Annotated in this window: 9 protein-coding genes; 5 read left to right on the top strand and 4 right to left on the bottom strand. The window is 35.3% G+C overall.

All coding sequences use genetic code 11. The features are described 5' to 3' along the window. Both cas10 and H964_RS13065 read right to left on the bottom strand, forming a co-directional pair. On the bottom strand, positions 1-375 hold a 375-nt coding region (gene cas10, locus H964_RS13070; RefSeq protein WP_237738249.1), incomplete at its 3' end, for a type III-B CRISPR-associated protein Cas10/Cmr2. Between the two features lie 58 nt (positions 376-433). Further along, positions 434-814, bottom strand: coding sequence for a hypothetical protein (locus H964_RS13065; RefSeq protein ID WP_039766642.1), 381 nt, complete (start codon positions 812-814; stop codon positions 434-436). Between the two features lie 136 nt (positions 815-950). Here H964_RS13065 and H964_RS13060 point away from each other — a divergent pair, with 136 nt between their 5' ends. Together H964_RS13060 and H964_RS13055 are read left to right on the top strand one after the other, a co-directional pair. Beyond that, positions 951-1439, top strand: coding sequence for a hypothetical protein (locus tag H964_RS13060; protein WP_237738248.1), 489 nt, complete (start codon positions 951-953; stop codon positions 1437-1439). A 4-nt stretch (positions 1440-1443) separates the two neighbouring features. Further along, positions 1444-2367 (top strand): TM1812 family CRISPR-associated protein, encoded by a 924-nt coding sequence (locus tag H964_RS13055; protein ID WP_307189058.1) that lies wholly within the window; start codon positions 1444-1446, stop codon positions 2365-2367. A 48-nt stretch (positions 2368-2415) separates the two neighbouring features. On the opposite strand, the gene H964_RS08505 is transcribed toward H964_RS13055, so the two are convergent. Then, a complete protein-coding gene (locus H964_RS08505; RefSeq protein WP_039766640.1) occupies positions 2416-4932 on the bottom strand; it encodes a transglycosylase domain-containing protein in 2517 nt (838 codons plus the stop codon). Positions 4933-5129: 197 nt separating this feature from the next. Between H964_RS08505 and hydE the strand changes: the two genes are divergently transcribed. Both hydE and H964_RS08495 read left to right on the top strand, forming a co-directional pair. Continuing rightward, positions 5130-6191: a [FeFe] hydrogenase H-cluster radical SAM maturase HydE gene (hydE, locus tag H964_RS08500; RefSeq protein ID WP_039766647.1), complete on the top strand. Its 1062-nt coding sequence runs from the start codon at positions 5130-5132 to the stop codon at positions 6189-6191. Positions 6192-6297: 106 nt separating this feature from the next. After that, complete coding sequence (locus H964_RS08495; protein WP_039766639.1) at positions 6298-6993, top strand: hypothetical protein; 696 nt, start codon at positions 6298-6300, stop codon at positions 6991-6993. Positions 6994-7037: 44 nt separating this feature from the next. On the opposite strand, the gene H964_RS08490 is transcribed toward H964_RS08495, so the two are convergent. Further along, a complete protein-coding gene (locus H964_RS08490; protein WP_039766638.1) occupies positions 7038-8459 on the bottom strand; it encodes an MFS transporter in 1422 nt (473 codons plus the stop codon). Between the two features lie 207 nt (positions 8460-8666). Here H964_RS08490 and H964_RS08485 point away from each other — a divergent pair. Then, on the top strand, positions 8667-9235 hold a 569-nt coding region (locus tag H964_RS08485), incomplete at its 3' end, for a hypothetical protein (RefSeq protein WP_039766635.1).

The raw sequence follows: 9235 nt of genomic DNA, 5'->3' as shown, positions 1-9235 counted from the left end.
CAAATTAGGATAAATTACCATATCAGGGCCAAGTTCATCTATCAGAGGTTCTAAAGACTTATATGTAAGGTAAGAAAAGATATAACTTCCTGCCCATAAATCTTGGGTTTTACGCGCTGTTGCAATAAAACTTTGAACAGGTCCGATAGTGAAAAGTAAAAATGCTGGTATATCACCTTTTAATTCGCCACAGGAAAGTTTGTCAACATCTGTAATAGCAGTTGCAATTGCACTTGTCTGAACTAAATGGTTGTAAATTGAATGAGAAGGTATTCTACTATCTGCCGGATGTATGTTTACCCATTTGAAAAACTCAGGGACATATTGCCAAAGAAGTAAGAAAGCTAATTTTGCTTTTTCATCATCACATTTCAAATAGGAACATACCTTTGCTAACAGTTGAAAAAAGTGTTCTAATGCAAGGTGATTTTTTTCAAAGTATTTGTGAATGACTTTTTTTCTGTATTTTTCTTGAGTAGATATCATGAAAATGGATTTCTTCTGGTTTTCTAACTGTTGAGGTTTTTCGTTTAAGTCCTTCGCCTAATATTTCGTTCAGTGGATAAGAAATTTTATCAGCAATTTTTGTCAGCTCTGAGAATTCTTCTATACATTCATTAGGAATAATATAGTTTAGAAATCTTTCTGCCACTATTTCATGGATTGCTTCGTGGTTTTTATTTTTTGGACACATAAAATTTTGTATATTAAGTTTTGGCTTGGGGTCTGACTCACCCTTATCAAGACTCAGTACCCACTGTTTGTCAAGAGGGTCATGTAAGAAGGCTTTTAGTTTTAGCTTCCATATGCTCATTTTACTCACCTTTCAAACTTTAGATAAGTTTCGACATGTTTGAACATTCAATGAAAAAGTTTGTATAATTATATCATATATGAACAAAAAATCAATAATGAAAGTTAAATCGACTTTACCACAGGAGGTTTTTAGAGTGAGATTAATATATCAATTAGGACGTTTGGATGCTAATATGGAATCTCAAAAATTTAAGATTGCAGGTGATGCTGATGAAAATTACATTGAATCTGAACTAAGTTCTCTTTTTTTAAAGAAATATTTCGAAAACAGAAAAGAAAATGAAATGGAAAGTGAAACAAAGGTGATACTACTTTATCCTGTAAGTTTACCTTTTAATACTACTTTGCTTAGAAGTACAAAACTTGATGAAAAACTCAAAGAAGAAATTGTAAATATTTGGGGAAATGAGGATGAATACCTTAAAAATCCATATGAATTTTTTGGAAATAATTTCCCTTATGGTAAAGAAAAAGATGATTTCATAGTTATTCACTCAATAGGTAAATATCCATACGGTAAAGATGAAGAAGGTACAAAAGAAATAAGGTTTGATACTGTTTATGGAGACATTGTGTTAGAAATTTTCCTTGACATGCTAAAAAAGATATCTCAAGGAAAATAATTTAATATCAGAAGCTTATATTGATATTTCAAGCGGACACAATATTTATATTTCAGCTATGCTTGAAGCACTCAGGCATTTTGCTACATTTACAAATTTAAGACACTGGGTAGATAAAAGAAAAAGACCCAAATTATTTATAACAATTTGTGATCCTATTTTGCCTGGTAGTCAAAATGTTCATCAAGTATACAGGGAAGAGCAGCGATTTGTTGTTTTCTTTGAGTCTCCTTTGAAGTTAAATGATTTGAAGAAAATTGAAAAAATATTCTTTAACAATGATGAATTTAAGAAAGATGTAAAGGATGTTTTAGAAAGGTTTTTGTTGACTTTTAGCGCTATAAAAAACAATGTACCTCTTTATCTGTTTGATGCCAATAGTTTCATTGACAAATCAGACGAAGTTAGTAAAATGCTCAGCAACGTAGTTGAATACTTACATAATAAAATAACAGAAAGTTACAGATATTCTCCTAAGTTGGATAAAAGTATTTGTATTAGAATAATAAATGCACTTGGGTTTTATTTGGGAATAATTGATGTAATGAATTATTCAAAAATTTCACCATATGAGCCTAAAAAGGGTATTTTAATAAAAGATGTAAAAGATAAAGTAATTGAAATGTACGACAAATTTGGTCTCACTAATAATATTGATATTTTGGAAGTTGAGCTGCACAAACTAAGGGGACTATATAAAAAGATTGATCCAAAATTGATTAAAGAAAAATGTAATAATTATTTGGAAAAAATAAAAAACGGAAAAGATTCAAAAGACAGAATGCAACGCAATTTTTTTGCTCACTGTGGACTTGAAGAGCATTTTGTTTTTGTAGCGGAAGAAAAGGAAGGCACTTTTGTAAGGTATATTGAGGAATTGCCTGAATTAAGAGATACAATAAAAGAGATGCTTCTTCAACGAATATAAAAAGCGGAGCATCTTGTGCCCCGCTTTTTTATTAAATTGTCCCAAGCTTTACCTCTGCCCATAAACCTCACCAGATGTGGTTTGCTGCTCTTGAGAAATGCTTCCAGATTCAGCTTGGTTTGTTTGTTCAGAACTTTGCTGAGTGCTGCTACCAGAACTGCTTTGCATCTCACTTCCTTGCCCTTCCAAATTACCACTTTGCAAAGTCTGATTTTCTCCTTGTGGTTGAAGATTTGGCTGATCCTGTGGCAGATTTTCTAGTGCTTTGTGAATGTTACAGTACTTTGTTGGTGCTTGGTACATATAGTCATCAGGTGGCACGATTGACTTTGAGGCATCAGGCCAGATAGGGTTGTCTCTGCGAATAAATACCTTCTCAATGAAATTAGGACAATACTGGGTGGCCAACGCTTTTGATTCTGTGCACACTTTTAGCTTAACATGCCTGTCACAGTACTCTGTTGGCTCTGTGCCAGCGACAAATATCTCCTTTATCACCTGACTGCCTCTTGGGTCTTGCTTACATAGTTCTGTTGCAAGTTTTCCTGATTCTTTGCAAACGTACTTTTCAACAATTCCAGCAGGCCTTGTAAACTGTGTACTTACACCTTTTTTGCTCACAACCTTGTCCATTATACCTTTAAAAATCTTTAAAGCCGGGTTTGTACCATAAAGATAATTTAATGCAACAGGCTTGTCTTCACCAACCCAAACACCAAGAGCATAGTTTGGTGTATACCCTACAAACCACCTGTCTTTACTATCATCAGTTGTACCAGTTTTTCCGGCAACAGGGTAAGAGAATCTCACACCAACTGTAATTCTTGCGGTGACAACGCTTTGCAAAATATTTGTCAAAATGTATGCATTTTTCTCGTCCATCACCTTTCTTTTGTAAGGTGTTCTTTCAAAGAGAGTAACACCATTTTTGTCTTCAATTTTAGTAATAAAATAAGGTTTTATATATATCCCACCATTTGCAACCGCAGCAAATGCAGCTGTCAGTTCAATTGGCTTTACACCATAAGTAAATCCACCAATTGCAATAGAAAGGTTATTCATGTCTTGTGGAGCCAAAGTGGTAAATCCAAACCTTTTTAAGTTTCTGTACACATTTTGAATTCCAAGGTTGTATGCCACTTTAACAGCTGGTACGTTTGCAGACCACTGAAGGGCTTCTCTTACCGTCATCAAGCCTTTATAGCCTCGCTTGCCGGCAACTACATTGCTCTTGTACCAGTTTCTTGGTGTGTAGCCTCCCACCGAAAATGGAACATCGTCAATTATAGTTGCTGCAGTATATCCATTTTCAAGCGCAAGGGCATAGTCAGCAATTGGCTTGATACTAGATCCGGGCTGGCGGACAGACATTGTCGCCCTGTTTAAAAGCCTTACACCTTTTAAATTTCCTCTTCCGCCCATTATACCTTTTACTGCCCCTGTTGAAAAATCTATCAAAACTGCTGCTGCCTGTGGCTGTGGTGTACCAGATGCATCATAATGACGAATTTTGGGCATGTATGCAGGGTCAGAGAATACATCTTCCATAATGCTTTGTATAGTCTCATCCATTGTGGTGTAGATTTTAAGCCCACCGCCATAGATAAGATTTTCTGCCTCATCCTGGGATATTCTCTTTTTGCTTGATAAGGCCTCGACTGCCTCATCAATTACAGAATCAACAAAATATGGATGCTTGTAAGCAGATTCAACAGAAAGGTCTTTTTTAACATACACAAGCTTTTGATTTATAGCCTCTAAATACTCGTGCTCAGTGATGTAACCAAGTTCTAACATTTTTTTGAGAACTAGCTCTTGTTTTTTCTTTGCATGCTCAGGGAAGACATAAGGATTATAATATGAAGGGTTTTGCGTAATTCCTGCAATTAAAGCACACTCTGCCAAAGTCAGTTGTGAAACATCTTTCCCAAAATAAGTATAAGCAGCTGCCTCCACACCATAAGCGCCGCTCCCAAGGTTTATTGTATTTAAATATTCTTCCATAATTTGTTCTTTTGTCCATCTTTTTTCAAGCTGAATTGCCAAATACTGTTCTTGTATTTTTCTTTTAAAGGATTTTTCAAATGTCAAAAGTTTGTTTCTCACAAGCTGCTGAGTAATTGTACTTGCACCTTCAGAAAGACTTCTACTTTTGATGTTATTGAAAATTGCTCCAATTATTCTTTTGATGTCAATTCCATTATGCTGCCAAAACCTCTCATCCTCAATTGCCACAAAGGCATTGATAAGGTTTTTTGGTATCTTGCTATAAGGTACTCTGATTCTGTTTTCGTTTCCGTGAAGTCGAGCAATTTCGTTTCCACTCTGGTCATAGACAATAGTTGTTTGACTGTCATTTGAAGAACTTGTTATTATATCCAAAGCATTGGGTGGTATTGCCTTTATGTATGCTGTGACCATTCCAAATCCAGCGCCAATTGCAACTACAGCACTTGCAATAATCAAAATTAAAAGTGTTTTTAAGAAGCTTCTTATAAAGATTCTAAATGGGGATTGCTTTTTTGGTTTTTTAGAACTTTTGCTTTTTTTGATTTCGATAGCCATCTGAAGACCTCCTTTTATTCAATTATACCACAAAAATCAATAGCTATACCGTTTTACTGAGTTTATACAAAACCTCTTGACAACTTGCTTTTCTTTATAATTAACTTATGATATAGTATAATAAAATTGAATATACTTATTAAACTGATAGAAATACTGAATTTTTGTGAGGAGAAATAAAGATGAGAGAGAAAAAAATTAAAGTAAAAGAGATTTTAGACAAAGCTTACAATAAACACCATTTTACAAAAGATGAGATAAAGTTTTTGTTAAATAGCGAAGGCGAAGAAAAAGAGCTTTTGTTTGCATATGCAGATAGGGTAAGAAAAGAATATGTTGGTGACGATGTATATTTAAGAGGGCTTATAGAATTTTCAAGCTACTGCAAAAACGACTGCTTTTACTGTGGTCTTAGGCGAAGCAACAGAGAAGCTCAACGCTACAGGATGCAAGAGGATGAGATAGTTGAAGTTGCAAAAAGAGCATATGATATGGGTTACAGGACAGTTGTGCTTCAATCTGGCGAAGATCCATATTATACAAAAGATAGAGTTTACAGTATTATAAAGAAAATAAAGAAAGAAGTAGATGTCGCAATAACGCTTAGCATTGGTGAAAGGTCATATGAAGAATATAAGGCTTTCAGGGAAGCTGGAGCTGACAGGTATTTGATGAGGTTTGAGACATCAAACAGAGAGCTTTATCAAAAATATCATCCTGGTATGAGTTTTGAGAACAGAATAGAGTGTTTGAGGTGGATAAAAAGTTTAGGCTATGAGCTTGGAACAGGGTTTTTGATTGGCCTACCTGGCCAGACAATAGATGATTTGGCAAATGATATTTTGCTTGTATATGAACTGGATAGCGACATGATAGGAATTGGTCCTTTTATTCCACACCCACACACGCCACTTAAAGATACAGAGGCTGGGTCTGTTGACCTGACATTAAAGTGTATTTCGATATTAAGACTTTTGATGCCAGACAGTAACATTCCTGCAACAACTGCTCTTGGGACGTTAGACCCTCTGGGACGTCAAAAGGGCTTGAAATGTGGGGCTAACATTGTTATGCCAAATGTAAATGACCTGAAGTACAAGCTAAAATATGAGCTATATCCTGGGAAAATTTGCATAAATGAAGATGCAACAAAGTGCAGAGGATGTATTGAATCAATAATTATTTCGCTTGGAAGAAAAGTAGGGCAAGGTTTTGGCCAAAGCAGGCATTATGAGCTCAAAAAAGCTGTTTATAATTAAATTCCATTGATTTTGACTACTTTATAGTATAAACTTTTGAATATAAACTGTACAAATATAAAAGAGCCTATAGCTTTGGCATCTTAAAAAGGGGATTTTAAAAGGCATGAGGATAAAGAAAAATAGCACAAACAAAAAATGGCTTTTAGGATTTATAATAGGAATTGTTTCGGGGCTTGTAATAGGAATTGCTGCAGGATATTATATTTCATCACACAACATAGCTAAAAAGCAACCGGTGTCGACCACAACTTCTTCCCAGCAGCAAGTTCAAAGTGGTGGAAGCAGTACATCTGGTAGCAATTTACCACAAACTTCAAATTCCCAGCAAAATACACAGCAAGAGCAAGGAAGTACCAGAACGCAAAAGCTAAAAACTTACAAGGCATATGGCAGGTTTGTAGGTGGAACTGATGCACACTCCATAGAAGTTAATCTTTTGAATACCAATTTTGACTATAAAATATTTGAAACCCACACAGCAGACAACCAGAAATACAATCTCCAGCCGGGGATGATTTTAGAGCTTGAATTTGAAGTACCACAAAGTGGCGGGAATCCAAAGATAATAAATATGAGTATTCCGGAAAGTGTTACACTCAAAGGAAAATATATAGGTCTTGCTGACAATAACTTTGCTGAGTTTTTGTTTGACCGAAAACATGTTGTGCTTCAAATAACAGCTGTATCAAGCAAGATTTCTTATCTTGATGAGAATACAGATGTTGAAGTGACATTTAAAACAAATCCTCAAGATCCAAACTCAAACCCTGTTGTGACAGACATCAAGGTTTTAAAATAAAAGGGGTTGCCACGAAATGTCAAAAGTGGCACCCCTTTTTTGTTTTAATTTGAGTTCTCTTGATTATATATATTTCCTCTCTTTATTGATGCGACAATTCCAACAATAGAGAGAACAGAAAATACAAAAAAGCTTATCTTCATACTCTTCAAAATCATTAGATAGTTTTCATGAGAAAGTTTTGCACCTTTTAAGTACAAAGAGAATATAAAAGAGACAATTGCCATTGAAAAAGCCTGGCCCATTACTCTCATAACAGATATTGTAGACGATGCTGCACCGTAAAGAGACTGCGGTACAGAGCTCATCACAACATTGGTGTTTGGTGATGAGAAAAGTCCAAAGCCAATACCCATGATAATTAGGTTTACAATAACAAGGACTATATTTGTCTTACTTGAGAACAAGGAAAAGATAAAAAGCCCTGCTGTTGTAAGAACCATTCCTGCCGTTGCAAGCTTTCTTGGTTCAATCTTTTCTGATGCCCTTCCTGAAATAAGTGATGTTATAACCTGAGAGATTGGCTGCAAAATCAAAATACTTCCAACAACCTGCGCAGGCAGAGCTTTTACAATTTGAAGATATAGCGAAAGAAGGTACGAGGCAGAGAATGTACAGCTGTAGTTTATAAGTGCTGCCAAGTTAGAAAAACCAAACTGTGGAATTTTTACAAACAACTTTACGTCAAGCAAAGGATTTCGAGTAGCAAGCTCAAATCCTACAAATAGTATAAGAAGGACACCTCCTAAGAAAAACAGCATCTTTGGTGTTTTACCAAGCTCAAAAGTTGATGCACCATAGATTAATAAAAAGAGTCCTACAATTGAAAAGATTGTTCCAATTTTATCAAGATTTTTGAGACTTTCTGCCAAAGAAGTATGCTGCTGCACTTTAATTTCTTTTTTAAGTAAGAAAAGACTAATAAATGACGCAACAAAACCTACCAAAAACGCAAACAAGAATATGCTTCTGAAGCCAAATAGCCGCACTAAGATTCCGCCTAAAAAAGGTCCTATTGAGGTTCCAAGGTAGACTGTTGCTGTGTTTATTCCAAGAAGCCTACCTCTTATTTTTGGCGAGTGGTTTTCAATCAAAATTGCAATTGATGTAACAAATACAAAAGCAGAAAAAAAGCCTTGCAGTGCGCGAAATATGAACAACACAGTTATATTTGGTGCTATAGCGCACATGAGTGTTGAAATAGTAAATGAAATAAGACCTGTTATAAATATCTTTGTACGTTCAAATGTATCTGATAGCTTTCCCATTGGCAGAATAAACGCAGCTGAAAATAGCAAGAAAATGGTAATAACAAGGTTCAGGTTTTCTGCAACCAAGTTAAATTTCTTAGCAATGTCAGGTGCGGCGATGTTAATTGCACTTGACATAAAAGGAACTAAAAATGAGGAAGTTGTTGTTGCAATGAGTATATTTTTGTTAATCTTTTGCTCATCTGTACGCTCCATACCGTATGACCACCTCTTTTGTGTGTTATGGTTCAGTTTGAGAGCCTACAAACTATATGATATCACTTTTTGCTCAAAATATATACTTTGAAAATTGATGAATTTTAGCACTTTTGAGTCTTTGACGAGGCAGGGTAAAAAGGTAAAATTAATTATGTAAAGTTGTTGGATAAAAATAAACATAAATTTGCGGGTGATAAAGGAAGGATGAAGGTTGCGTGGAGTGCGACACACCAAGAGTTTTTGCTGTCTGACGGGTATTATTTTTCAGGGCTTTATAAGGAACTTACAAAAAGAGGGGTATTGATTGAGGAAGTAGATGATTTTGATAGGCTTTTTGAATATGATGTCGTTGTTTTTAACTATCCTGAAAATCCGTTCAGTGTTGAGGAGAAAAAGAGAATACAAAAAGTGTTGAATGAAGAAAAAAAGAAAATTATCTTAACAGCTCATTTCAGGGGTAAGGACAGAGTTTTTGATGTCTGCAATGCTATAACTCAAGATTTTGGAATAACTGTCTTGCCAGAGGGAGTTAAGGATGAGTGCTGCCACTTAGAAGATGACAGTTTGATTATAACAACAGACAATATCAAAAAATACGCATCAAATGTAAAAGAGGTTGTGTTTCCATACTCAGCTCCGCTTTCTCTTTCAGACGGTGTAGAAGTCATATTGAAAGGTCGAGATACTGCGGTTTCTGATTCAGGTGAGAAGGCACCAATTTTGATTGCACAAAAGAGTTTTGAAAGTGGAAGCAAATTGATTGTCTGCGGAGG

Origin of the sequence: Caldicellulosiruptor sp. F32 (assembly GCF_000404025.1) — a bacterium.
Lineage (GTDB): Bacteria > Bacillota > Thermoanaerobacteria > Caldicellulosiruptorales > Caldicellulosiruptoraceae > Caldicellulosiruptor > Caldicellulosiruptor saccharolyticus.
Note: the sequence above shows the minus strand (reverse complement) of the source record. Positions and strands in the feature narration are given on the sequence as shown.